The following is a 23,910-nucleotide window of genomic DNA, read 5'->3' on the forward strand; positions in this document are numbered from 1 at the left end:
ACACTAAGCTGATAAATATTAAGTCGAGTTATAAGTTATTTATTGTTGTTATTAATAATTAATGAGAACAGCTTTACATTATGTAAAACCGTTCTCACTTTTATAAGCTATGGCTTAGTGATCTAGTAGCCAATCGCCGCAGAACCTGCGCGTCTTGGGTCTGAAGCACCAAAAAGACCTTGTTCTGTCATCATTATCGATTGAGTACTGCCGATCGACTCTTGCACTTTCACTTTGTGACCTTTGGCTTCAAGTAATGAAATTGTATCGCGATTCAATGTATGTTCCACCCAAATAAAATCAGGTAACCATTGGTGATGCATACGTGCAGCAGCGGTTGCTTCTGCAATGTTTAAGTTATGATCAATAATGTTCATAATCATTTGCAAGGTAATTGTAATAATTCGCGAGCCACCAGGGCTGCCGGTAACAATGAAAGGTTTACCATCTTTCATCACCATGGTTGGACTCATCGAGCTAAGAGGGCGCTTATTTCCTTGCACTGCATTGGCTTCTCCACCAATTAAGCCATAACCATTAGGGATACCTGGTTTAACCGAAAAATCATCCATTTCATTGTTTAATAAAATCCCCGTGCCTTTAGCGACTAAGCCCGAACCATAACTAAAATTAAGGGTATAGGTATTCGCAACGGCATTGCCCCATTTATCGATAACCGAGAAGTGGGTAGTTTGATCGCTTTCATAGGGTGCCAGTTTCCCCGGTTTAATTTCACTGCTGGGTGTCGTTTTATTTATCGAGATTTTGCTGGCAATCTCTTTAGCGTATTCTTTGCTAGTCAATTGTTTAACTGGCACGGTAACAAAATCAGGGTCACCTAAATACTCACTACGGTCGGCATAGGCGTATTTCATCGTCTCCGCCATAAGATGTAAGGTATCTGCGGTATTGTGGCCTAATTTATCAATAGGGAATTGTTCAAGTACATTGAGCATTTCGATAATATGAATCCCACCAGATGATGGCGGTGGCATTGATACCACTTCGTAGCCGCGATAATTACCTCTAACCGGTTCGCGCTCAACCACTTTATAGTTAGCGAGATCAGTTAAACTCATCACACCGCCAGCATTTTTGACCGCGGAGACAATTTTTTCTGCTGTTTTACCCTGGTAAAATCCTTTGCTGCCTTTCTGGGCAATTAATGATAATGACTGCGCTAATTCAGGTTGCTTGAATAATTCATTGACCTGATAATTACTGCCATCGGCATGGTAGAAGATTTCTGCTGAACTTGGCCATTGGGTAATACGAGTTTTAAGACCAGCTAAAGAGTTTGATAGATCTGAAGTGACTAATATACCCTCTTTGGCAAGCTTAATAGCAGGCTTAATGACTTGAGCCATGGTCATGGTGCCATACTGTGTTAATGCTACTTCCATCCCCATGACGGTCCCCGGAACACCAACCGCTAAACCATGCTCACGACTGAGCTTATCGACGGCATTGCCTTGTTTATCAAGGAAGATGTCTTTGTGTGCTTTTGCCGGAGCCGTTTCACGGTAATCGATAGCAATGGTTTTATTTTGCTCTGCTATATGCACCAGCATGAAACCACCGCCACCGATATTACCCGCTCGAGGTAAGGTTACTGCAAGGGCATAGGCCACTGCTACGGCCGCATCGACCGCGTTGCCACCTTGTTTTAAAATATCAACGCCAATTTGGCTGGCTAATGCTTCTTGGCTTGAAACCATGCCGTGCTTAGCATAGATTGGCTGAGCCGTTGCCATTTCACTGAAAATTGAAATGTCGTTTGCTTGGCTGTTAGCAATATGAACTGCGGGGTAACAAAGCGTCAGCGTTAATGCGCTGCTTAATAGAAGTGGTGTTAATTTAGGGAATCGTGTCACGATTAATCCTTGGCGTAAATAGAAAAGATATTGTGGTAGAACATGCCACATGATAACAAAAATTGGTATGAGTTTTAGTAGCAAAGCGTTAATTATTATAGGGTAGGTGTGGGTGAAACAAGTAAAATCACAAGGGTATCAATATAAGTTTGTTAATAGTATTAACACCATAGATTGTTCTATATGGAATGAGATTTTTGGGGTGTCTCACCCTTTTACCCGCCATGAATATTTATCTGCACTTGAAATGAGTGGTTGTGTCAGCACTGAAACGGGTTGGACACCGATGCATCTTGTGGTGCTGGATATTGATAATATTATTGCCTTGATGCCTTTGTACCTTAAAACGCATTCTTGGGGTGAGTATGTGTTTGATTGGGCTTGGGCTGAAGCCTACGAGCGCAATGATATAGAATACTATCCTAAACTTGTTGGCAGTATTCCGTTTACGCCCACCACAGGTCGGCGTGTGGGTTTTAGTACTGCTTTAGCAATAACAGAGCAGCAATCGGTAATAGAGAGTATTCAACACTTTTTATCGCAGACCGTGATTGAACAGAACTGGTCGTCTTGGCATTGCTTATTTACCGATACTGTACAACAGCAGCAGTTTTCTCAAGCAGGAGTTATGCAACGAGTGGGTTGCCAGTTTCATTGGCACAACCAAGCTTACACTGACTTTAATGATTTTTTAGCCACATTAACTTCACGCAAACGTAAAAATATTCTCAAAGAGCGGACTTTAGCCAGGCATGCGTTACAGTTCCGTTTTGTTGATGGCGATAAGGCCAGTAATGAACAGTGGCAGAGTTTTGTTCGTTGTTATCAAAGTACTTATTTAAAACGTTCTGGTCATGCAGGTTATTTATCACCTGCATTTTTTGAGCAAATAGCGGCAACCATGGGCGCGTCGATACGTTTATTGATTATTGAGGATACAGTCGGAGAACTCGTTGCTTCGGCATTGTACTTAGTGTCAGACACACATTTATTTGGCCGCTATTGGGGAGCCTTAACCGAATGTGATGGATTGCATTTTGAGGCATGTTACTACCAAGGAATTGAGTTTGCTATTGCCAATCAATTAAGCGTATTTGATGCCGGCGCACAAGGTGAGCATAAAGTGATGCGAGGATTTCTACCGGTGAAAACTTACTCCAACCACTTTATTGCTCATGAAGGCTTTAATAGTGCAATTAGCCACTTTTGTCAGCAAGAACAAGCGCACATTGATATTTATATGCAACAAATGTGTCAGCAACTGCCGTATAAGTCGATTGAAGCTCAGTCATAGTTATTCTGTATCGGTTAGCCTAGTGCTAACCAAATACCAACCACTATCATTAAACTTCCGGCGATACGGTTCATCCAACGGATATTATCGCCGCGGCTTAAAAATAGCCGTAAGCTTTTACCGCCACTAGCATAAGCCAGCATAGAGACACTTTCGGTGATCATTATAATTCCGAGTAACACAGCAAGTTGCGGGCCTACGGCATTATCGACATTTATAAATGGTGGTAATAACGAAATCATAAAAGCCCAACCTTTAGGATTGGCTATAGCGGTAATAAATCCTTGGCTGATTAAACTGACACGACTGGTTTTTACTTCAATATTATTAATGATGGCCATTCTGCCTTTTGCGCGCCACATATTAACACCAATGTAGCCAAGGTATGCCCCTCCAACCCACTTAAGGATATCAAATACCTGTGGGTAATTGAGCATGATGCTGGCAACCCCAAGTACTGCTGCAATAGCGACTAAGGCCACACCGACTAATTCACCCAGCATCATCCATAACGTTTTACGTACACCAATACTCATCCCTAGGGTCATGGCCAATGTCATGCACATTCCAGGGGTGATAGACACAAAAAAGAACGTCGGGATAAAAACGGCAAGCACAGCATAATCTGGCATGAGTAAAGTCTTTGATTAACGATATGGATGGCAGAGTGTAATAGGCTAAAATGATAAAAACCAGCAATTTGCTGGTTTTTATGTATCACTTCGTGTCTATAAAATTACAGCACGCCGCGTTTCATTTGATCGCGTTCAATCGATTCAAATAATGCGGTAAAGTTACCCTCACCAAAGCCAAGGTTATTTTTACGCTGAATGATTTCAATGAAGATTGGGCCAAACAAATTTTTAGTGAAAATTTGTAACAAGTAACCATCATCATCACCATCAACCAAAATCTGGTGATGCTTGATACGATCGTGATCTTCGCTCACCTGTGGCAACTTGTCGAAAATGGTATCGTAATATTCTGGAATAATATCCAATGTCTTGATCGATGTACCTTCCATAGCATCTAATGAGGCTACAATATCGCGGCTTCTGAACGCCAGATGTTGAACACCTGGGCCGTTGTATTCACCTAAATATTCATCAATTTGATTTTTGTTATTGCCTTTGCCTTCGTTTATCGGGATACAGAAGCTGCCATCTGGAGAACGTAGCGCATAAGACACCAGTGCTGTTTGTGCACCACTAATGTCAAAATAACGTACTTCGGTAAAACCAAAAATATCCTTATAAAAGTTAGCCCATTTTTCCATGGTGCCTTTATAGACATTATTGGTTAAATGGTCGACTTCCATAAAGCCTTTCTCTGGTGTGACAATCGGTTGCTCTAAATCAATAAAGTCAGTTTGATAAATATTGTTTTGTTCGCCAAAGACATCGATAAAATAAATTAAGCTGTCGCCAATGCCATAAATAGCCGGATAAGGCATGTCTTTATTGGCATCATCAGCCGGTTTTGCGCCACGGGCTACTGCTTCTGTAAATGCAAATTGTGCATCTTCAACACGCCAGCCCATTGAACAAATAGCCGGACCATGAGATTTAGCAAATTCAGCAGAAAACCCTGCACGGCCTTTATTCAATAAAAAGTTAATATCATTCTGTTGGTAGTAAACAATGTCGTTATCTTTAGCTTTTTTTAACATTGAAAAACCAAAATCAATAAACACTTGATGCATATATTCAGTATCTGGACTGGCAAATTCAGTAAATTCAATGCCTAAAAGTCCCAGTGGATTAAGTTCGCTAGCCATTTTGTTTTCCTTTATGTTATGTCAACACGCCATCACTCTTTGGTGACTTTGGTTAAAGATAAATGTGGTCTTAGTTTTCTAACCAAGAGCGGTTGTAATCATCACTCATGCAATTTTTTACATGAGTTGTTAAATTAAGTGGGGCGAAGGTATCAACCATCACCGCATATTCGTAGGTTTCAGTTTTGCCTATAGAGGCTTCTGTGCGCCCAGGTTGAGGCCCATGGGGCACACCTTTTTGATGTAAGGTCATATAACCTGCTTCAATACCAGTGCGGCTCATAAAGTCACCGTCGACGTAATACAACACTTCATCACTGTCGATGTTGTTGTGATAATAAGGTGCTGGGATCGATTTCGGATGAAAATCGTATGGGCGTGGCACAAAGTTACAAATGACAAAATTGTGTGCACTGAAGACTAAATGCTCAGACGGTGGTAAATGAATTTTGCCTACTTTGGGTGCATATTCGGTAATATTAAATGCCCATGGATATACGCAACCATCCCAGCCCACTAGGTCAAATGGATGCCATTGCAGAGTCATTTTCTGGTAGCGATCACCAAACTTACACATTAATGGGAACTGACCTTTTTCGACCACGGCATCAGCCAAGGTTGGGGTACGAATATCTCGCTCACAATAAGGGGCCGATTCCAGCATTTGGCCGTATTCGTTTCTAAAATGCTTAGGCACTTCTACCATTGAAGACGATTCGATAACAAATAAGCGTACATTTTGATAATCGTTAAATTTAAGTTGGTAAGTGGTCCCGCGTGGAATAATTAAGTAATCCCATTTTTTGGTATCAATGATGCCGTATTCACTCAATAATTGGCCTTCACCTTCGTGAATAAACACCACTTCGTCAGCATACGCATTGCGGTAAAACTCTTTGGTGTCTTCAGTTACTTTCGCTGTATACATCGCAACATCATTATTGAAAAATATTTTATTTCGGGCGCTAAAAAAGTTGCCTTGGCAGTCGGCTTGGCGCGAGTCTAATTTGTAATTTTGAATTAACGAGTCTTGCCATTGTTCACCATGAGATAACGAGTAAGGTTGAACGTCTATCGCTTTAGTTGGCATGTTGTGATGATATTTATTGGAATAAATATTCGAAAAACCATGGGTCGAGAATAATTCTTCACGGTACAACTCGCCGTTGTCCTTTTCAAAGGCAATGTGACGTTTGGTCGGGATTTGACCCTGCTTAACATAGAATGGCATGTGATGTCCTACGGTGAATCGACTACGAGTGTCGTGGCGTAATATTATTTTTGTTAGGGCCTAATCGCATAGGTTAAACCAATATGTGATCTTATTAACAATTTAGTGGTAAAGATCAACAAAAAAAAGAATAATAAATAGCGCAATACTATCGATTTTTTAGATTGTTATGTTAGCTTTACATTAGTGTATCGATAACAAGACAGTGGAAACCATATGCGAATAGATATTGATGCCTTTAATGTACTGCAAGTGCTTGTTGAGGAAGGGAGTTTTTCAAAAGCTTCGGAGCGATTACATAAGGCCCAGTCGGCAGTGAGCTATCAGGTTAAAAAACTGGAGCAACATTTAGGCGTAACATTATTTAATCGAGATCATTATCGAGCGGAATTAACACCAGAAGGTAAGGTTATTTTGGCCGAAGGGCAACGGCTGTTACAACATTTAGCCAATATTGAACATCTTGCCAGTCGCTTTAGCCAGGGCTGGGAGCCAAAGCTTGAATTGGTTATCGACGGTGCGTTACCGATGGAACCGATTATGACCGCGCTTAAGCGGATGTCAGAACATAATATCCCTACCAAAATTCAACTTAATATGGAATTTTTAGGCGGGGTGCAACATCGCTTTGAGCGTGAGCAAGCAGACTTAATGCTGGTTAAGGATTATCGTACTGGCCCCTCGTATCATCCTAAAGCTCTGCCAACCATTACCAGTGTGCTAGTGGCATCATCACAACATCCATTAAGTCAGCTTAAAGGGATTAGTTTACCTGAGTTACAACAACATGTTGAGTTAACCATTGAAGACTCATCTCCTGGTAAACGTGACCGTGATGAAATGCAATTTGGCGGTGATAAAGTATTTTATTTATCGGGCTTCATAATGAAAAAAAATGCGTTGTTAAAAGGCTTAGGTTTTGGCTGGATGCCAGATTTTTTAATTGCTGAAGAGTTAGTTAAGCAAGAGCTTATCGCGATTGATTTTATTGGCGGCAATAGATTTAGTTTTACGCCGCAATTAGTGTCAACGTTAGAACGCCCACTTGGCCGAGCGGGGCAATTATTTACCGAATTGATTCTAGAAGAGTTTGCACAATATCAACTGCAACAACAATTAGGCTTAAGTGGAGCAGGATTAGGCTAAATATTGGCGTCAGTCTGTTCTCGCGGGCATCAATAATACATTGCTGCCATAACATACTGAAATGTTATCGTGTTAAATGGCGGTTCATTTTGTTACCTTAAATATACTCATCGAATAATGCCTCGCCGTGTTAGCCGACCACAATGAATAGATTAATTTTTAAGGAATGAAAATGACCAGAAAAAGCCATGAAGTAGATTATGAGATTATCGGTTCTAGTATGCAACTTGTTGAAGTTGAACTGGATCCAAATGAAACCGTCATCGCTGAAGCTGGCGCCATGACCTATGTTGAAGAAGATATTTGTTTTGAGGCTAAAATGGGTGACGGGTCAGAGCCGGAATCAGGCTTTTTTGGCAAGTTACTTGGCGCAGGTAAACGTGCTATTTCGGGTGAAGGTATTTTTATGACTCACTTTACCAATGAGGGCCAGCAGAAACGAAAAGTGGCATTTGCCGCGCCGTATCCTGGAACTATTTTGGCGATTGACTTAGCTCAGTATCAAGGCGAGCTTATTTGTCAAAAGGACAGTTTTTTAGCCGCAGCACTTGGTACGCAGGTGAGCATGAAGTTTAATAAGCGCTTAGGAAGCGGTTTTTTTGGTGGCGAAGGATTCATTCTACAAAGCCTAAAAGGCGATGGCATGGCGTTTGTGCATGCTGGTGGGACATTAATTAAAAAAGAATTACACGGTGAAACATTGCGGGTTGATACTGGCTGCTTAGTCGGATTTACTCCTGGTATTGATTATGATATTCAGCGTTCAGGTTCATTAAAATCAATGGTGTTTGGTGGCGAAGGCTTGTTTCTTGCCACCTTAAAAGGCCATGGTACGGTATGGTTACAAAGCTTACCGTTTTCTCGCATGGCTGACCGTATTATTGCTCATGCACCATCTAGTGGTGGTAAAGATAAAGGCGAAGGCTCTGTTCTTGGTGGAATAGGACGAATGATTAACTAATACGGACATTATATGCTCAGGCTTATTTAGATAATTAAATATTATATAAGTCTGAGCGGCTATCCTGCGAATAAAGAGTCTATGAGTTAAGGTGTTTACTGACTGTTTATTGATCCCCTCCAGTTGTTCATCAAAAGCATTATTTAAGGTTATTAATTCGGGGTTGTTAATTTAATAATGTGTTGATATTGCTCTTGGGAAACCGGTTGTACACTCAAGCGAGCACCTTTAGCCACTAATACCATGTTTTGCAGTGCGAGATCAGCTTTCAATTGTTTCAAGCTCACTGGCTGAGAAAGTTTGGCCATAAATTGGATATCGACTTGCCACCATCGAGGCGTATTAGTGTTAGATTTCACATCAAAATACGGTGAACGGTTATCAAAAGCACTGATATCGATTTGAGCATCACTGCTAATTTTTGCTAAACCCACAATGGCAGGTACTTTACAGCTAGAGTGGTAAAACAACACTACATCGCCTAAGGCAATTTGATCGCGAATATAATTACGTGCTTGATAGTTACGAATACCCTGCCAAGCAACGGTTTGCTGCTCACTCATCTGTAGATCATCAATACTAAAGTCATCTGGTTCAGACTTCATTAACCAATAGTTCATGTGATCCCATTACTTGTCATTAAAGAGGCTGAATAACCTTTTAGCGCTTAAAGATGGCAATGTACACGTTGCTGATGCGATTAGGCAAATAAAAAAGCCGATAGTATTATACTATCGGCTTTTTACAACAGTGGTCATTCAACGGTTATTAATGAATGTTAATAAATTGGTTTGGCAATAACAGTTTGGCCAATAGGGGTTAAACTTAACAGGGCCAACTTAAGATGCTGTAACGCGAAAGGAATACCTATAATAGTTACAAAACAAGCTAGAGCATGGACTAGATGACCAATCGCGAGCCAAATACCAAAGCACAAAAACCATATGACATTACCGACCAAACCTAACGTGCCAGTGCCAATATCTTCTTGGCCTGAAATATGTTTTCGGTTAACGGTTTCTTGTCCAAATGGCCAAAAAGCTAATTCGCCAATAACAAAACAAGCACGGCCAAATGGGATGCCAATAATACTAATAAAGCACAGTATCCCTACAAACCACCAGGCTAGCCCCATAACAAAACCACCCATTAAAAACCAAGCAATATTAAAGATTAAGCGTAAAAGTGACATTTTCAATCCTATCAATAGTCAATATTACTTAATGTAAGCCATATTCGTGCCATATTTTTAACCAACTGATTTTTATGAGTTAAAGTTTGTTTTTATACTGTATGGTTAATGTAGTGTGAAGATTAATACAAATGAATCGATGAGATTTATCATTTTTTAGTTAAAATGCTCATATTACAGTTGATTGAGACAATTTATGTTTTCGATAAGCCCAGTACAAGCGATGAACTTTGAAGGACGCAGTATCTACATTAAGCGGGATGATTTATTACATGCTGATTTTAGTGGTAATAAAGCGCGTAAATTTTATCATTTCTTACATCATGATTATTCACATGTTACCCAGCTCGTGGCTTCGGGCTCTGCACAAGCAAACTCCTTGTACTCATTGTCTGTACTTGCAAAGCGGCAGGGGTGGAAATTTGATTATTACGTAAGCCACATCAGCGAGTTTTTATTACAACATCCTCAGGGGAATTATGCTGCAGCGATACAAAATGGCGCCAATATTATAGATGTTCGTCATTTGACTGATGCTGAAAACCTTGAAGGTTTGCATTTAGACGATGCGATGCGACATATTGTTTCATCAGACCCAAGCTATGCAGATAAAAACAACGTACTTTTTATTCCGGAAGGTGGCCGTTGTGAGTATGCCGAAACTGGGATAGCACAACTCGCCAGTGAAATTATTCAATGGGCACAAGATCAACAAAAAAATAAGCTAATGATATTTTTACCCTCAGGTACCGGCACTACTGCAGCTTATTTAAATAAACAAATTATTCAACAACAGGCTAAATTACTATTAATGGATGTTATTGCCATAGAGGTATTAACTTGCAGTACCGTAGGAGGAGATGGATATTTACGTCAACAACTCTCACAATTAGTCGATGAGGTTTATTTTCCTAAAATTATTAATGATGGTCATAAATATCATTTTGGGAAATTATCACGACGTTGTTTTGATATGTGGAATACTGTATGTCAGTCGGGAATTGAATTTGAATTGTTGTATGATCCCGTTGGTTTTCTAGTATTACAACATTATTTAAAAAGTAGTGCTGTTAGTGCTAGCAATATTCTTTATATCCACCAGGGAGGATTATTGGGAAATAAAACTATGTTACCTAGGTACCAACGAAAGTTCCCAAGCACTGTTTAACTATATAGTGAGTGCAGGCATTAGTGGGTGTTGTAAAACGTTGGTATATAGAGTTTTTTAATAGTGAATTAAAGAGTCGTAAACAGGAATTGTGTGCTGTGAGATTAGCGAGTTATTCATTTTACTCTGTTTTAATAAACATCGGTAATTGAGAGGAGAATACCGAGAAATGAGTTTATTAAATAACAGAGTAAATGATTAACGCAAAGCGTTAGGGGGATTACTTATTAGCTGACAATAACCATTTCATAAAGTTTATTGCTTCAATACGCTTTGAAAAGGTTTTTTTGTTTTTACCTAGGCTGTCGGTAAAAGCAATTGAGTTCTTGTTTGACGAAATAGAATTAACCGGAAAGCTAACTGAAATTTCGTGTCCATTCATGTTGTATGACATTGGTCACACTCCTTTATATATATCCACCAATTAGGTGAGAAAATTGTTCAATAAAATATCCTTGGCATTTTTTAGTGTTGCAAAAGATTAATGTTTCGAGATTTAACTTAACCTATCCTTAACTCACTAATCAAGTGTTGTTATGTAAATAGTTGATTAAGGTCTATTTTGTGTCGGTAACGTTGACGTTACGACATGACCTTAAGGGACCTAATACATACGAGCACTTAATTTTATAAGTTAAACACAGTTTTATGACAACAATATTACGTGGATAGACATTATCATATCAACATAAATTAATTGCATATCAAAAACGATGTACAGAAGCTTGTCTTGGGTTTATTTACGAAGTGAAGTTGAGCAGACTTACTGGTAGGTGACCAAAATTAACAAGAAAACTAAATCTGTGTGGATAATATACTGAGTGTTTGCATATGGCAATAGTCTTTTTCATATTTTAATCAAATTAATGCTGTTTTTGATAAAAAAATCTTAATCGAGAAAAATTATAGTGCTTACTCAGACTCAATAATTACATTGTAATAACCTACTTTACCCTAAGAACATGATGAACTTAAGCTCATCATGTTCTCTAAGTATATGTATTATCGATATAAATCACACACAAAAATGAAATGTATCGCAGAAAACACTCAACATTAATAAAGCAAATCGCCAATTGGGTTTAATAACTTGCTGATACCTTTAGTGAAATATAAAGGTGCATCAACAATGGTATAACACAAACAGCCTTCAAGTGTTTTAGGTGAATGTTGATGATCTTTATCAAGCAACATAAAATCACCAGGCTTATAGGTGTTGTAACAGTCGCTAAATTCACCAGCAAGAAGCAAGGTTAACTCAGCTCCTTTGTGAGTATGTTCGGGTATTTCACCATTTGGGGCAATGTGCAATAAACTTGCTCTAGCCTGTGATTCGCCTGTATCGAGTCTTAAACGACTCACTTTGCCGATACCTTGCCATGATGCATTAATTTGTTTGCGAAATACTCTCGGTAGTGGGTAAAACTGACCTTTAATACTGACACTATTATCTTCAATACTATTGACTTTATTCGGCTGCTCGGCCACTAAGGTGTCTAATGTTGAATTTAACAACTGGTTGAGTAATTCATCTAATTGATGATTGTCATTAGTGTCCACAGATTGATGTGTCGCTGTAGACTCAAATTGTTGCTCAGAAAACGCAATCGTCATCTGATCAAGTTGTTGTTGGCAGTGTTGGCACAATTCAGCGTGGGCGGAAATAGCTATCGACATCGATAACGGTAATTCACCTTTAGCATGGAGAGACAGCAGATGCTGGTCTGGGTGATAATTAATCATAATGTTTCTCCATAAAGCTTTTTAATTTTTCTAAACCTAATCTAAGTCGAGATTTAACGGTTCCAATTGGGATATTCAGTTTGTCAGCCAGCTCTTGCTGAGTAAGCTCTTGCATATAAATACCTTGTACTACTTGTCTTTGAAGAGGGGGGAGTTCCTCTACATGCTGTAATAATGTTGCCGATAATAAAAAATCATCATCGTTATTTTCAGCATCATCAGACTCAAATAAAGGCCAAATTTCATCACCGAATGCATCTTCTCGGTTGTGTTGCACCTTTCTTAGCATGTCAAAACACTGATTACGCATAATGGTAAATACCCAGGTACTCACAGCAGCCTTGTCGGCATTGTAAAGATGGGCTTTTGTCCATACTCGAGTCATTGTCTCTTGAACTAAATCCATTGCTAAACCTTGTTGGCTTAAGCGCTGAACGCCAAAAGAATTAATTTTAGGGCCGAAATGCGAAAAAAGTTTTGCAAAAGAAGTTTTACATCGATGATTAGCCACTTGCATAATTAATGCAGCAAGTTCATCTGCCATTGGATTAGGTTCGTCTGATTTCATAGCACCGTTTCGTTTTATTAAGGATCTTTGTGCAAGATGCCCCTTATCATAACGACTTTGTGTGCTTTGTGATTGAATATTTTCCATTATTTTCACTCGCATCCAATAAATAAGTCATCGAGCATAAGTCATTGTGTCATTTATGCTGTGGCTAGTCTGAGCTTAAACCTTTCTAAGCAATGTCCGGTTTGATGATGTTATACGTAACGATATTATATTCGGATCACTGTTGAGTATTATTTTATAATGTCGAATAACAATGATTTAGCTAATTGATGATCATAGCTGTTAATACATTGGTATTTTTCCTTTGAACTCAATGGGATAATTTCAATCCAACGCTGGCATACCCACGACATATCATTAAAGCTTTCATCAGAGTAGTGGGCAAGATGTTGTGGATATTGCTGTAATATCTGCTTTAAAGTATGGCTCAATTTTTTATCTATCTCACGGTCAGCAGTGTTCTCATTTGACTGCTTGTTCTGAGGTTCCATGATATCGCTCGGCCAAGTATCAATTAAACTAACATCCGCGCGCTTTAAACCGTCACTTTCAACGCTGATTTGATTAATAGTGAATGTTTGTTGTCCCTGTACACTGATACCAAGTAATCCATCTTCAAGGGTTTCAAAGTCAATAATCTGGGTTAAAGTACCAATAGGTAAAATCGTTTTTTTATCATCAGCCAGCATGCACAAACCGAATCCGCTGCCACTTTTGAGCGATTCAGCAACTAAGCGTTTATATCTTGCTTCAAAAATACGTAATTGCGTATATCCCTGAGGCAATAGGCAAACCGGAAGTGGAAATAGTGGGATAATCATAACGGCCTCTGTATGCATTTTAATAAATATTCTTAATTGTTATACGCGCAGCGTTGGCTTAACGATCACCTTTCATTGGGAGCTAATCACCCCCAAATGATATTATTCATATCAACAATCAAAAGCGGATAGTTCGATCATAAACGCTTTTTAACAGCAACGTGAATCGAAGGTTTGTCGATAAATTCCACACATGTTGGCTATTAAGCTCAATGATAATTTCATCTGTATATAGTCCATCAACAGATTGAACCATGTCATGTATTTGGTGCGCCATAAAAAGGCCACCCAAAATGATACTTTCACTAAGCTTTGGGTATTCATTTTTGTCAATAACATATTCTTCCAAGGCGATTGATTTTATTGTTATTTTCTTTTTTAAATCTACGACTGATAATAACTACCTTATTATTTTTAGGCCTATATTGTGCAATTATATGGGGTGTGTAGCGCTCAAATGAATGATTAAGCCAGGCAATGTCATACCAACAAGTAGCTAAGTATTGATTTGGCTCAAATGGGTTAACCACTTCAACGGTCTTATCGCTGACTCTTCTACACAAATCTGAAGCAAAATGAACTTTGTGACAAATCGATGATCAGATCTGGTAACTCAATCAATTTGCAGATTAATAATGTCTATTTTCAACGCAGAGCAATGGTCATACAATCACTTTAAAAACGGTTCATTTGGTGACTCACGTCGCACTGACCGTGTCATCGAAGTTGCTGCCGACATGGCGCGTTGTAGCGGTAAGTCAATCGCTTTATCATGTCGAGGTAATGAAGCTAAAGTTGAAGGGGCTTATCGATTGATCCGTAATGACAACATTTCTCCAGAAGTGATTAGAGCTTCTGGTTTTCAACATACTGCAGAGCTTGCCCAGCCCTATGCTGAGATATTAGCCATTGATGACACCACTGCGTTGAGTTACAAACACCAAGTAGCACAAGAGCTTGGCAAACTTGGGACGACGACAGATAAATCACGTGGTTGGTGGGTTCATTCAACCCTGCTATTAGACAGCTTCACGACTCAGACTATCGGGCTTATTCATCAAGAATACTGGCTTCGTCCTAATAACCCTGAAGATGCTGACGAAAAAGAAAGTGGTAAGTGGTCAGAAGCGTCCTATTTCTGCCGTCAACGCTTGGGAGACATCATGTCACGGGTCATTTCAGTGTGTGACAGAGAAGCAGATATATTGAGTTATATTCAAGATAAGCAGAAGCATAATGAACGTTTCGTTGTTCGAGCGAAACATTCAAGAGCACTGGTTGAGACAGGACCTAAGTTATTTGAACACCTTGAGTCACAAGCAGAACTGGGTGAATACACTATCGATATCGCCCAGAAAGGGACAAAAAATAGTAAAGGGAAGCCTGTAAACCGCGTAGCCAGAAAAGCCAAGCTAACCATTAAAGTGGCACAGGTTACCTTCAAAGCAAAAGGTGAAACTCAGCCTGTCAATGTGGTGTACGCTCAAGAAAAAACATCAAAAAACGTGACCGAGCCGTTGCGCTGGATGTTATTAACAACAGAGCCAATCGATACGTTAATTCAAGCACTTCATATTATTGATATTTACACCGCAAGATGGCGAATTGAAGATTTTCATAAAGCATGGAAAACGGGTGCAGGAGCTGAGCGCCAAAGAATGACAGAGCCTAAGAATTTAGAAAGAGCGGTTTCAATCTTAGCGTTTATCGGCGTCCGTTTACTGCAACTCAGAGAAGCCATCACCCTCCCTTATTATTTACGTAAAAAAGGGCTGCTTGAGGAGGCCAAAGCAGTGGAGGCTCAACGCTGTGACACGGTGCTCGAAGAAGATGAATGGAAGGTGCTAATGCGGTTTAATAAGCCTAGAGGGCATAAAGATAAAGGAGCGCCGAGTCTGAAGTGGGCGTATCAATCAATCGCAAAGCTGGGTGGTTTCACCGATACCAAACGAACAGGGATCGCAAGCTGGACGGCGGTTTGGGAAGGTTGGAGTACATTACAGTCTCATGTTGTAGGCTACCGAGTCGCGAAAGAAATGATTGCTGATGGCGAGAGCTTATGAGATCTGATCAAGAGACAGGTCTTATCGATTAATGTACCAGCCGATAAACTCAATGATAAAATACCGACGCTAAAATGGTGTACAGATTTTAAAAATCGTTTGATAAATATTATCTTTACTAGCGTTTTATGGGGATAAGATAGCTTGTGCCTCGGCTAAAATATTACTGATATTAAGGTTTTTTCGATCTTATGTGCCTATTTTTTCACTTTTTGTAGAGTCGCTCTTGGTTTAATACTGTTTATTGATATTTTTTAAGTATAATTGTAACGACTAATCATGATGCATCTTTGACGTTGCTTGAACATTTGTAGGTGGAACTCGTTTATGAGAAAAGTGCTCGATACAGTTGATCAAAGAACTAAGTTAGTGGGTGAAAATCGACTAGAACTATTGTTATTTCGCATTAACTCAACCCAGTTATTTGCCATCAATGTATTCAAAGTCAAAGAGGTGGTTAAGTTACCGCTGTTAAATACCTTACCGGGCAGTAATCATAATATTTATGGCGTTGCTAATATTAGAGGTATATCAATCCCGGTGATAAATTTACGCGAAGCAATTGGTTTTTCACCTATGCCAGTAACTGACGACAGCAACTTGATTATTACCGAGTATAATCGCAGTGTGCAGGGCTTTTTAGTGGGTAAAGTCGAGAATATAATTAACATGACTTGGAGTGATATTATGCCTCCGCCTAAAACCTCAGGTGCACATAATTACTTAACCGCGATAACCAAAATTGAAGACCAAGGACAATCTCGACTCGTGTCTATTATTGATGTAGAGAAAGTTTTAGCGGAGATTATTGACTACGATGTTAAGTTATCAGATGGTGTGCTTGATGAAGCTCTTGTGTCTTACATGCCTGGTCGCAAAGTGCTCATTGTTGATGATTCATCTACTGCACGAAAGCAAGTTAGAGACACATTAAGTCAACTTGGTTTGGAGATTATTGAAGCGTCAGATGGTCTACAAGCATTACGATTATTACAATCTTGGGCTGATGAAGGTCGACATGTCGCAGATGAATTATTAATGATGATTACCGATGCCGAAATGCCGGAAATGGATGGTTATAAATTAACATCCGAAGTCCGTAATGATCCTCGAATGGCGGCATTATTTATTACACTTAATACTTCACTCAGTGGCAGCTTTAACCAAGCTATGGTGAAAAAAGTCGGTTGTAATGAGTTTATTTCTAAATTTCAACCCGACTTATTAGTCAGCGTGGTCCAAGATCGTTTACGCACGATAATTGGATAGTGATAGAGCGTTACTTGTCAATTATTGATCCATATCTTCTGTTAATTCATCAAGGATACGCCGTTGGTTTCCTGGGCTAATACCGATATTAAGCCGAGCTATTTTAACCGCATGGCCAAATTTGGCTTTGCCGAGCAAAGTAATGAGTTGCTGTAAAAATCCACTGTCTAAAGATAAGGTTTGGCTGTAATGGCTAATCGCTTTTGTTAATGAGGTAAAGACAATATCGTCAAACTCAAAACCAGTCTGATATTGACTACTGTCACCTGCTATTTCCCCCTCGAGTAATACTCCGTCAAGGCTTAATGGCCAACCTCTAGCATTCATTCTACTTTGAGCAATTTGATACATCATCCAGGCACTTTTTTTAAAGCCACCAAAAATCATACAATCAAATTCCGATTCTTTGAGTTCTTGTTCAGTCCAGTTAATGCCAATGGCCAAGTCTTTACTATAAATGTTCATTAAATTATCTTTGACCGCATCGCGACAATCCCAAATAGAGGTCAACAGGTTTTTCTTAGCTAACATATGGCATTCTTTACAAGCTGGAATGGCTAGAGAGGGATGGGGAGTATGAGTCATTCTATAGTAATCAAATATATGATTACTGGGTTCGTTGCAAAACCAACAGGTGTGGCGTTTGTCAAAAGGAATATCTATCAGTGTAGGCATGGGCGCAGTATCAGTGGGTGATAAAATGATGGATTAACTTAGCGAATAAGCATAAATCAACCTGAGATTTGGAATAATTGAGTTGCTATAACAGTGAGCATAAACAGAGGCTATAATTCACCAAGCAGCAGCTCAATGTTCTATCACCTCTTAAGTATGCACCTTGTATCAATAACAAGAGCAAATTTAGCGATAAAAACTAAACACAATAAATGGTAAATAGATTCCTTATCGTGCGTTTGTTATTCCAAATTCAGGTTAGATGAATATCGATTATTCTTTTTCGAAATCAACTAATTCTTTAGCTAATACAATAGGGTCGATTTCTAAGCACTCTTGCTCAGCTTCCCAGTTAACACCAATAAGTACGCCATCATCATTTAAATCACTAACCCAGTATTCTAAAAAATCAGTGAGCGTAATCGTGACCGGGTTGTAGTCAGCCCATTCGTCTGTGCAATGACTTCTTGCTGCAGCTTCGCTTGACCAAAGTGGCATAACATCAGTTTCTTCAAATTCTGATGAGTCACATACAACCCAACCTTCACCTGTTTCATCTTGTAAGCCCCATAAGACTTGATGTTGTCTTACGCTTTCGATAAAGCTTGATAGTGCTGCAGTCTGTTCTGTCATGATAAATCGCTTAAATAAGTTAGAATTAGCTTCATTATACGGACTCAAAGAATAAGGAAAAGGCTTAATTAATGACAATTATGTTTCTCTGGGTGGTGAATGGATATTTAGAGACTAAATCGATTCATTATTGGTTCACTTTTGAGGATAAATCCAATTTTTTTATAGCGGACTAGCTTGTCAATATCGTTCGAGCCAGTCGAGGTAAACGACAAACTCACATGATAGTGAGTGAACTCATCATTATTAACAATGTTATGCAGCATATTTTTGTTTTTAATTAAATTTCACATAAATAAACAGGGTTTAATGTTATCAGCTCTTGTTTCCTGAAAGCCGATGCGTCACGATATTCAATATTCATTTTGTGTAAATTAAGTGTTGTTCATGGCTCATAAAAGACGTTTATCGGTGTTTATTGCTTCAATGTTTGTATCTAGCACTTTCTTAAGTGCCTGCGCTGCGTCAGCATCTCCCGAACCTGTTGCTGAAGTTAAAGTTACTCCTGTTCAAGTACAAACAGATTTTGCTACTTGCGTGGTTAATTTACAGCAAAAGGCGAAAGATGCAGGCATTTCACAACAGATTATTGACACTACGGTGGCTAATTTAAAATATGTCCCTAGGGTGATTGAATTAGATAATCAACAACCTGAATTTACCACCACCTTCGGTGATTACTTTGACAAACGCGTTACTTCATGGCGAGTTGATCAAGGCCGCAAGCTTATGGCTGAACACCATTTATTACTAAGCCGATTAACGCAACAATATGGTGTACCTGGCCAGTATATTGTCGCTTTTTGGGGTTTAGAAACCAATTTTGGCAGTTACAAAGGTAGCATGCCGGTTTTGAACTCTTTGGCTACATTGGCTTGTGACCCACGCCGAAGCGACTATTTTACTGGTGAATTACTACAAGCGCTTAAGTTAAAGCAACAGTATCAGTTTGACGATAGTAAAATGGTCGGTTCATGGGCTGGTGCGATGGGGCATACTCAATTTATGCCCACTAATTATCGAAAGTATGCAGTTGATGGCGATGGTGACGGTATTGCAGACTTGTGGAATAGTACTGATGATGCCCTGACATCGGCGGCTAACTTTTTACAACACTTAGGTTGGAAAGCGGATGAGCGATGGGGACGTGAAGTGTCTTTACCTGCCGATTATTCGTTTACTTATTTAGGTGGAAAACATCCTTTATCACTAGTTAAGTGGCGTGAGCTTAATATAAAGCAAACTAATGGTCAGCCATTGGCTACACCAGACATGCAAGCAGCCCTTTATTTACCAGCAGGACATACAGGGCCAGCGTTTTTAGGGTATGACAACTTTAACGTGATCATGCGTTGGAATCGATCAGAATTTTATGCCATTGCCGTGGGCCATTTGGCCGATCGTATTAATGGTGGTTTGCCATTAACTCGAGCCGTACCTCAACAACCAAAATTAAGTCGAGAAATCGTAAAGCAGTTACAACAAAAACTCAATGACGCTGGATTTGATGTCGGTAAACCAGACGGTATTTTAGGCCGTAACTCGGTGTTAGGTTTGCAAGCCTTTCAACAGCAAAAAGGGCTAATTGCGGATGGATTTCCTGATGTAGAAACATTTAACGCATTAGGCATCAAATTATAATGGCCACCTAAATGGCCACTTTTTTGTGGATGCATTAGCATGCTTTTGCTAAGCTTCGGCAAATTTTAGATTTAAGGAACGATAATGAGCATTAAAGACGATATGGTAGTGCAGTTTAATTACACGCTACGTGATGAAAAAGGCGATGTGCTTGAATCAAATGAAGGTCGTGAGCCGATTGCATATTTGCACGGACACGACAATATGATGCCTGGTATCGAAGCTGCTATTAATGGTAAAGAAATTGGCGAGAAGTTTACTATTACTCCGCCAGCCGCTGACACTTATGGTGAACGCCAAGAAGATTCAGAGCAACGTGTATCAGTTAAACATCTTGTCGGCGCTAAAGTATGGAAGCCGGGTATGGCAGCAGTGGTGAACACTGAACAAGGCCAACGTCAAGTGACCATCTTAAAAGTGGGTAAGTTTATGGCAACGGTTGATGTCAATCATCCTCTATCTGGCCGTGAATTAACATTCGACATCGAAATTGTCGGTGCTCGAGATGCGTCAGATGAAGAGATTGCTCATGGCCATGCCCATGGCGCTGGTGGTCATCACCACTAATCTGCAAGCGTGTTTATATTCTTAAATCCCAGGTGAATCACTTGGGATTTTCATTTTATGGCTATCTATTATTACGAGGATAGGGCATGGTCATCGATTTTTCAATCGGCAAACTCATTGTTACAATCAATGAAATTCAATGCCGTTTTCATGATAACCAGATTGTTTTGACCGCTTCGGTTGATGATATCAGTTGTTTTCATCAGGGTTTAGTTATTGCTGCTGACGGCGGTACTGTGAGGTGGAGTATCAAGCTCGACAATGCAGTGCAATTGGAACAAGTATTAGATGTTACTGGTATTCAAGCACAGTAATATTTAACCTTATAGATATGCAAGAGTAATCAGACAGACTAATCATTACTGTTTTATTTAAGTGGCAAGTCAGCCATTTGATTTAATCAATAGTGTGCGAATAAATAGGATAATGTTGATGGCTTCTTTAGAAAAAATGGTAATCGAACCGCAAACATCTGCTACGGCATGCGTTATTTGGCTCCATGGTTTGGGTGATTCAGGTGCAGGCTTTGTGCCAGTAGTTCCTGTACTGGGTTTAGCTGCTGCTCATAGTATTCGTTTTATTTTCCCCCATGCACCAGAGCAAGCCGTAACCATCAATGGCGGTTTTGTGATGCGTTCATGGTACGACATTAAAAGTATGGATTTACATGATCGCGCCGATATACAAGGCGTTATGGCGTCTGAGCAAGCTATCCGTCAGTTAGTTGTCGATCAAATTAATAGTGGTATACCTGCGAATAAAATCGTCTTAGCCGGTTTTAGTCAAGGTGGGGTAATGAGTTTGTTTACGGGGCTGCGTTTTGAACAGCAGCTTGCAGGTATTATGGCTCTTTCTTGTTACTTACCCGGTGGTGATAAATTACCAGAACAACTCGCTGAAGCCAATCGTACTACACCAATATTACAAAACCATGGTGAGCAAGACGATGTTGTCCCCATGTTTGCAGGTAAAATGGCAAATGATGCATTGATTGCGCAAAATTATCAGAGTATTTGGAAAACCTATCCGATGGCTCATAGCGTATTACCTAATCAACTTGTTGATATTGGTCAATGGTTACAGCAAGTATTGAAATAACACACTTTCAACATTGTTCTTATTTAAAGACAATGGCTGACATTGTGTATGATTTAAAAAACCATTCTATTTAAGTGGCTTAGCAATTAAAATGCTGAAGCCATTTTTTTTACTTTAAGTTAACATGTCTATTAACATGACAATTGTTTTGCTCAAGAAATTGTCAAAGTGATAAGTCATTGTTAAATAGTGTATTAAGAATCACATTCTGTCATAAAAATGACATCAAAAAGCGTCAATCTTTGTTATCATTCTGGCCGTGGATAGGATAATTCACGGATTTAAAAATATAAATTATAACATCGGGGTAAATCATGACAAATATGTTAATTAAAGGATTAGTCGCAACGGCTGTACTAGCAGCGTTAACCGGTTGTGGCAGTGACGACGACAAAGCAGCCGTCGTCGAACCGACAACATGTGCCGAAGCGGGCGCAGATTGTAAAATATTCACCGTATTACACACTAATGATAACCATGGCCGTTTCTGGTCTAACAGTGATGGCGAATATGGTATGTCAGCGCGCAAGACGTTGATCGACCAAATTCGTGCTGAAGTCAGTTCAAATGGTGGCGAAACATTATTGTTATCTGGCGGTGACATCAACACAGGTGTTCCAGAGTCTGATTTACAAGATGCTGTGCCTGATTTTATTGGTATGAATGAAATTGGTTACGATGCTATGGCAGTAGGTAACCATGAGTTTGATAACCCATTAGCTGTATTAGATTCACAACGTTCAATTGCTAATTTCCCAATGCTTGCGGCAAACATTTATAAGAAAGATGGCACACGTTATTTTGATGCCTACAAAGTATTTGATGTTAATGGCGTTAAAATTGCTGTTATCGGTCTAACCACCGAAGATACCGCTAAAATTGGTAACCCAGAATTTATCGGTGATTTAGATTTTAAAGATCCAAAAGAGGAAATTGTCAAAGTAATAGCAGAAATTAAAGAAGCAAAATCTGCAGATTTAATCTTCGCAACGACTCACATGGGTCACTATGCTGATGCTGCAAATGGCAGCAACGCCCCAGGTGATGTCGCCATGGCTCGTGCGTTAGCTAAAGGTGATTTACAAGCTGTTATCGGAGGCCACTCACAGAATCCAGTATGTATGGAGCCAGGCACCAATAACTATGATGCTGAGTTTACTCCAGGTGCTGACTGTACACCTGATATGCAAAATGGCACTTACATCATGCAAGCTCACGAATGGGGTAAGTACGTAGGCCGTGCTGATTTTGAATACTTCAACGGTGAAATGCATTTAGTAAGCTATAAGCTAATACCTGTTAATTTGAAAAAATCAGTAACCGATGCTGCTGGTGTTAAAACTAAGGTATTGGTTGCTGATGCAATCGAAGAAGATGCAGCATTAAAAGAATTGCTAAAATACTATCAAGATCAAGGTAGCGCTAAGTTAGGCGAAGTGATTGCAACCACTGATGGATTGTTAGATGGTGAGCGTGCAAATGTACGTAACATGCAAACTAATTTAGGCCGTTTACTTGCAGATGCACAGCGCACAAAAGTTAACGCTGACATTGGTGTGATGAACTCTGGTGGCGTTCGTGCCTCTATTCAAGCTGGTAATATTTCTTACCGTGACGTACTAACTGTGCAGCCTTTTGGTAACATGGTAACGCTAAGCACAATGACTGGTGCAGAAGTCACTGAATACTTAAACACAGTAGCATCTTTCCAACGTGGTTCTGGTGCTTATGCACAAATCACGGGTGTGAAAATGACGGTAGATTGTACTGCACAAACAGTCGCTATCAGCGAAATCAATGGTAAAGATTACAGTGCCACTGATTCTTATAGCTTCACAGTGCCAAGCTTTAACGCTGCTGGCGGTGACGGTTATCCAAAACTTAACCCAGTACAAACAGGCTATGTTGACGCTGAAGTGTTATACACTTTCTTCAAAGACAAAGGCACTATTGTTGCAGCAGATTATGCGCCAATGGGTGACATTGTTTATGAAAACTCAAACAGCCCACTAGGTTGTGAAGTTACGGCAAACTAATTAAACTCAATTTAGGTTAATAGATGGGTGCCCATTCATTATTCTGAGTTAAGGTTAGATTACAAACAAAGGCAGCTTCGGCTGCCTTTTTTATTGGTGATAGTTTGGTTGACTCACGATTTAGTAAAGCGATAATGTAATCAATAT

General features: G+C 39.6%; 23 protein-coding genes. 11 read left to right on the forward strand and 12 right to left on the reverse strand.

Annotated features, from left to right (window positions below; all coding sequences use genetic code 11):
- Positions 1 to 122: 122 nt before the first annotated feature.
- A complete protein-coding gene (gene ggt, locus EGC82_RS09505; RefSeq protein WP_124730541.1) occupies positions 123 to 1,874 on the reverse strand; it encodes a gamma-glutamyltransferase in 1,752 nt (583 codons plus the stop codon).
- Between the two features lie 112 nt (positions 1,875 to 1,986).
- Between ggt and EGC82_RS09510 the strand changes: the two genes are divergently transcribed.
- Complete coding sequence (locus EGC82_RS09510) at positions 1,987 to 3,168, forward strand: GNAT family N-acetyltransferase (protein WP_124730542.1); 1,182 nt, start codon at positions 1,987 to 1,989, stop codon at positions 3,166 to 3,168.
- A gap of 14 nt (positions 3,169 to 3,182) precedes the next feature.
- Here the strand turns inward: EGC82_RS09510 and EGC82_RS09515 are convergent, their stop codons facing one another.
- The 3 genes from EGC82_RS09515 to EGC82_RS09525 form a co-directional block, all read right to left on the reverse strand.
- Entirely contained in the window at positions 3,183 to 3,800 is a 618-nt protein-coding gene (locus EGC82_RS09515) for a LysE family translocator (protein ID WP_124730543.1), read from the reverse strand.
- Between the two features lie 104 nt (positions 3,801 to 3,904).
- Positions 3,905 to 4,945: a 4-hydroxyphenylpyruvate dioxygenase gene (gene hppD / locus EGC82_RS09520; protein WP_124730544.1), complete on the reverse strand. Its 1,041-nt coding sequence runs from the start codon at positions 4,943 to 4,945 to the stop codon at positions 3,905 to 3,907.
- A gap of 70 nt (positions 4,946 to 5,015) precedes the next feature.
- A complete protein-coding gene (locus EGC82_RS09525; protein WP_124730545.1) occupies positions 5,016 to 6,176 on the reverse strand; it encodes a homogentisate 1,2-dioxygenase in 1,161 nt (386 codons plus the stop codon).
- 216 nt (positions 6,177 to 6,392) lie between these two features.
- On the opposite strand from EGC82_RS09525, the gene EGC82_RS09530 reads away from it, so the two are divergent.
- Together EGC82_RS09530 and EGC82_RS09535 are read left to right on the forward strand one after the other, a co-directional pair.
- Entirely contained in the window at positions 6,393 to 7,322 is a 930-nt protein-coding gene (locus EGC82_RS09530) for a LysR family transcriptional regulator (protein ID WP_124730546.1), read from the forward strand.
- 172 nt (positions 7,323 to 7,494) lie between these two features.
- Positions 7,495 to 8,283, forward strand: a complete 789-nt coding sequence (locus EGC82_RS09535; protein WP_124730547.1) for a TIGR00266 family protein — start codon at positions 7,495 to 7,497, stop codon at positions 8,281 to 8,283.
- Between the two features lie 152 nt (positions 8,284 to 8,435).
- Here the strand turns inward: EGC82_RS09535 and EGC82_RS09540 are convergent, their stop codons facing one another.
- Both EGC82_RS09540 and EGC82_RS09545 read right to left on the reverse strand, forming a co-directional pair.
- The gene (locus EGC82_RS09540; RefSeq protein WP_124730548.1) at positions 8,436 to 8,903 is read right to left on the reverse strand and encodes an EVE domain-containing protein; all 468 of its coding nucleotides are present in this window, start codon (positions 8,901 to 8,903) and stop codon (positions 8,436 to 8,438) included.
- A 158-nt stretch (positions 8,904 to 9,061) separates the two neighbouring features.
- Complete coding sequence (locus EGC82_RS09545) at positions 9,062 to 9,475, reverse strand: YccF domain-containing protein (protein WP_124730549.1); 414 nt, start codon at positions 9,473 to 9,475, stop codon at positions 9,062 to 9,064.
- 196 nt (positions 9,476 to 9,671) lie between these two features.
- On the opposite strand from EGC82_RS09545, the gene EGC82_RS09550 reads away from it, so the two are divergent.
- A complete protein-coding gene (locus tag EGC82_RS09550; RefSeq protein WP_124730550.1) occupies positions 9,672 to 10,643 on the forward strand; it encodes a 1-aminocyclopropane-1-carboxylate deaminase/D-cysteine desulfhydrase in 972 nt (323 codons plus the stop codon).
- A 220-nt stretch (positions 10,644 to 10,863) separates the two neighbouring features.
- Here EGC82_RS09550 and EGC82_RS09555 read toward each other — a convergent pair whose 3' ends face one another.
- The 4 genes from EGC82_RS09555 to EGC82_RS09570 all read right to left on the reverse strand — a co-directional run bounded on the left by EGC82_RS09555 (position 10,864) and on the right by EGC82_RS09570 (position 13,781).
- On the reverse strand, positions 10,864 to 11,037 hold the full coding sequence (locus EGC82_RS09555; protein ID WP_124730551.1) for a hypothetical protein: 174 nt from the start codon (positions 11,035 to 11,037) through the stop codon (positions 10,864 to 10,866).
- Between the two features lie 662 nt (positions 11,038 to 11,699).
- The gene (locus EGC82_RS09560) at positions 11,700 to 12,386 is read right to left on the reverse strand and encodes a ChrR family anti-sigma-E factor (protein WP_124730552.1); all 687 of its coding nucleotides are present in this window, start codon (positions 12,384 to 12,386) and stop codon (positions 11,700 to 11,702) included.
- Positions 12,379 to 13,041, reverse strand: a complete 663-nt coding sequence (locus EGC82_RS09565) for a sigma-70 family RNA polymerase sigma factor (protein WP_124730553.1) — start codon at positions 13,039 to 13,041, stop codon at positions 12,379 to 12,381. Before EGC82_RS09565 ends, EGC82_RS09560 begins: the two co-directional genes overlap by 8 nt.
- Before the next feature lie 149 nt (positions 13,042 to 13,190).
- The gene (locus EGC82_RS09570) at positions 13,191 to 13,781 is read right to left on the reverse strand and encodes an LON peptidase substrate-binding domain-containing protein (protein WP_124730554.1); all 591 of its coding nucleotides are present in this window, start codon (positions 13,779 to 13,781) and stop codon (positions 13,191 to 13,193) included.
- A 635-nt stretch (positions 13,782 to 14,416) separates the two neighbouring features.
- On the opposite strand from EGC82_RS09570, the gene EGC82_RS09575 reads away from it, so the two are divergent.
- Together EGC82_RS09575 and EGC82_RS09580 are read left to right on the forward strand one after the other, a co-directional pair.
- Complete coding sequence (locus EGC82_RS09575; RefSeq protein WP_124729089.1) at positions 14,417 to 15,844, forward strand: IS4 family transposase; 1,428 nt, start codon at positions 14,417 to 14,419, stop codon at positions 15,842 to 15,844.
- A 327-nt stretch (positions 15,845 to 16,171) separates the two neighbouring features.
- Complete coding sequence (locus EGC82_RS09580; RefSeq protein ID WP_124730555.1) at positions 16,172 to 17,113, forward strand: chemotaxis protein CheV; 942 nt, start codon at positions 16,172 to 16,174, stop codon at positions 17,111 to 17,113.
- A 21-nt stretch (positions 17,114 to 17,134) separates the two neighbouring features.
- Here EGC82_RS09580 and EGC82_RS09585 read toward each other — a convergent pair whose 3' ends face one another.
- Together EGC82_RS09585 and EGC82_RS09590 are read right to left on the reverse strand one after the other, a co-directional pair.
- Positions 17,135 to 17,788, reverse strand: coding sequence for a hypothetical protein (locus EGC82_RS09585; RefSeq protein ID WP_124730556.1), 654 nt, complete (start codon positions 17,786 to 17,788; stop codon positions 17,135 to 17,137).
- Positions 17,789 to 18,061: 273 nt separating this feature from the next.
- Positions 18,062 to 18,421: a DUF2750 domain-containing protein gene (locus EGC82_RS09590; protein WP_124730557.1), complete on the reverse strand. Its 360-nt coding sequence runs from the start codon at positions 18,419 to 18,421 to the stop codon at positions 18,062 to 18,064.
- A 387-nt stretch (positions 18,422 to 18,808) separates the two neighbouring features.
- Between EGC82_RS09590 and EGC82_RS09595 the strand changes: the two genes are divergently transcribed.
- From EGC82_RS09595 to ushA, 5 genes are all read left to right on the forward strand, one after another.
- Positions 18,809 to 20,062: a lytic murein transglycosylase gene (locus tag EGC82_RS09595; protein ID WP_124730558.1), complete on the forward strand. Its 1,254-nt coding sequence runs from the start codon at positions 18,809 to 18,811 to the stop codon at positions 20,060 to 20,062.
- 84 nt (positions 20,063 to 20,146) lie between these two features.
- A complete protein-coding gene (locus EGC82_RS09600) occupies positions 20,147 to 20,629 on the forward strand; it encodes an FKBP-type peptidyl-prolyl cis-trans isomerase (RefSeq protein WP_124730559.1) in 483 nt (160 codons plus the stop codon).
- 86 nt (positions 20,630 to 20,715) lie between these two features.
- Positions 20,716 to 20,943, forward strand: coding sequence for a DUF3389 family protein (locus EGC82_RS09605; protein ID WP_124730560.1), 228 nt, complete (start codon positions 20,716 to 20,718; stop codon positions 20,941 to 20,943).
- Between the two features lie 112 nt (positions 20,944 to 21,055).
- Entirely contained in the window at positions 21,056 to 21,727 is a 672-nt protein-coding gene (locus EGC82_RS09610; RefSeq protein ID WP_124730561.1) for an alpha/beta hydrolase, read from the forward strand.
- Between the two features lie 314 nt (positions 21,728 to 22,041).
- Positions 22,042 to 23,763, forward strand: a complete 1,722-nt coding sequence (gene ushA / locus EGC82_RS09615; protein ID WP_124730562.1) for a bifunctional UDP-sugar hydrolase/5'-nucleotidase UshA — start codon at positions 22,042 to 22,044, stop codon at positions 23,761 to 23,763.
- The last annotated feature ends 147 nt before the right edge of the window (positions 23,764 to 23,910 follow it).

Source organism: Shewanella livingstonensis, from assembly GCF_003855395.1.
Classification (GTDB): domain Bacteria; phylum Pseudomonadota; class Gammaproteobacteria; order Enterobacterales; family Shewanellaceae; genus Shewanella; species Shewanella livingstonensis.

What these genes read in the sequence shown, in the direction of transcription:
- EGC82_RS09605 (WP_124730560.1), top strand. Translation starts at nt 20,716, where the DNA reads ATGGTCATCGATTTTTCAATCGGCAAACTCATTGTTACAATCAATGAA.
- EGC82_RS09570 (WP_124730554.1), bottom strand. Translation starts at nt 13,781, where the DNA reads ATGATTATCCCACTATTTCCACTTCCGGTTTGCCTATTGCCTCAGGGA.
- EGC82_RS09530 (WP_124730546.1), top strand. Translation starts at nt 6,393, where the DNA reads ATGCGAATAGATATTGATGCCTTTAATGTACTGCAAGTGCTTGTTGAG.
- ushA (WP_124730562.1), top strand. Translation starts at nt 22,042, where the DNA reads ATGACAAATATGTTAATTAAAGGATTAGTCGCAACGGCTGTACTAGCA.
- EGC82_RS09560 (WP_124730552.1), bottom strand. Translation starts at nt 12,386, where the DNA reads ATGATTAATTATCACCCAGACCAGCATCTGCTGTCTCTCCATGCTAAA.
- EGC82_RS09610 (WP_124730561.1), top strand. Translation starts at nt 21,056, where the DNA reads ATGTTGATGGCTTCTTTAGAAAAAATGGTAATCGAACCGCAAACATCT.
- EGC82_RS09590 (WP_124730557.1), bottom strand. Translation starts at nt 18,421, where the DNA reads ATGACAGAACAGACTGCAGCACTATCAAGCTTTATCGAAAGCGTAAGA.
- EGC82_RS09565 (WP_124730553.1), bottom strand. Translation starts at nt 13,041, where the DNA reads ATGGAAAATATTCAATCACAAAGCACACAAAGTCGTTATGATAAGGGG.
- EGC82_RS09525 (WP_124730545.1), bottom strand. Translation starts at nt 6,176, where the DNA reads ATGCCATTCTATGTTAAGCAGGGTCAAATCCCGACCAAACGTCACATT.
- hppD (WP_124730544.1), bottom strand. Translation starts at nt 4,945, where the DNA reads ATGGCTAGCGAACTTAATCCACTGGGACTTTTAGGCATTGAATTTACT.
- EGC82_RS09575 (WP_124729089.1), top strand. Translation starts at nt 14,417, where the DNA reads ATGTCTATTTTCAACGCAGAGCAATGGTCATACAATCACTTTAAAAAC.
- EGC82_RS09535 (WP_124730547.1), top strand. Translation starts at nt 7,495, where the DNA reads ATGACCAGAAAAAGCCATGAAGTAGATTATGAGATTATCGGTTCTAGT.
- EGC82_RS09555 (WP_124730551.1), bottom strand. Translation starts at nt 11,037, where the DNA reads ATGTCATACAACATGAATGGACACGAAATTTCAGTTAGCTTTCCGGTT.
- EGC82_RS09540 (WP_124730548.1), bottom strand. Translation starts at nt 8,903, where the DNA reads ATGAACTATTGGTTAATGAAGTCTGAACCAGATGACTTTAGTATTGAT.
- EGC82_RS09600 (WP_124730559.1), top strand. Translation starts at nt 20,147, where the DNA reads ATGAGCATTAAAGACGATATGGTAGTGCAGTTTAATTACACGCTACGT.
- EGC82_RS09515 (WP_124730543.1), bottom strand. Translation starts at nt 3,800, where the DNA reads ATGCCAGATTATGCTGTGCTTGCCGTTTTTATCCCGACGTTCTTTTTT.
- EGC82_RS09585 (WP_124730556.1), bottom strand. Translation starts at nt 17,788, where the DNA reads ATGCCTACACTGATAGATATTCCTTTTGACAAACGCCACACCTGTTGG.
- EGC82_RS09545 (WP_124730549.1), bottom strand. Translation starts at nt 9,475, where the DNA reads ATGTCACTTTTACGCTTAATCTTTAATATTGCTTGGTTTTTAATGGGT.
- EGC82_RS09595 (WP_124730558.1), top strand. Translation starts at nt 18,809, where the DNA reads ATGGCTCATAAAAGACGTTTATCGGTGTTTATTGCTTCAATGTTTGTA.
- EGC82_RS09550 (WP_124730550.1), top strand. Translation starts at nt 9,672, where the DNA reads ATGTTTTCGATAAGCCCAGTACAAGCGATGAACTTTGAAGGACGCAGT.
- EGC82_RS09580 (WP_124730555.1), top strand. Translation starts at nt 16,172, where the DNA reads ATGAGAAAAGTGCTCGATACAGTTGATCAAAGAACTAAGTTAGTGGGT.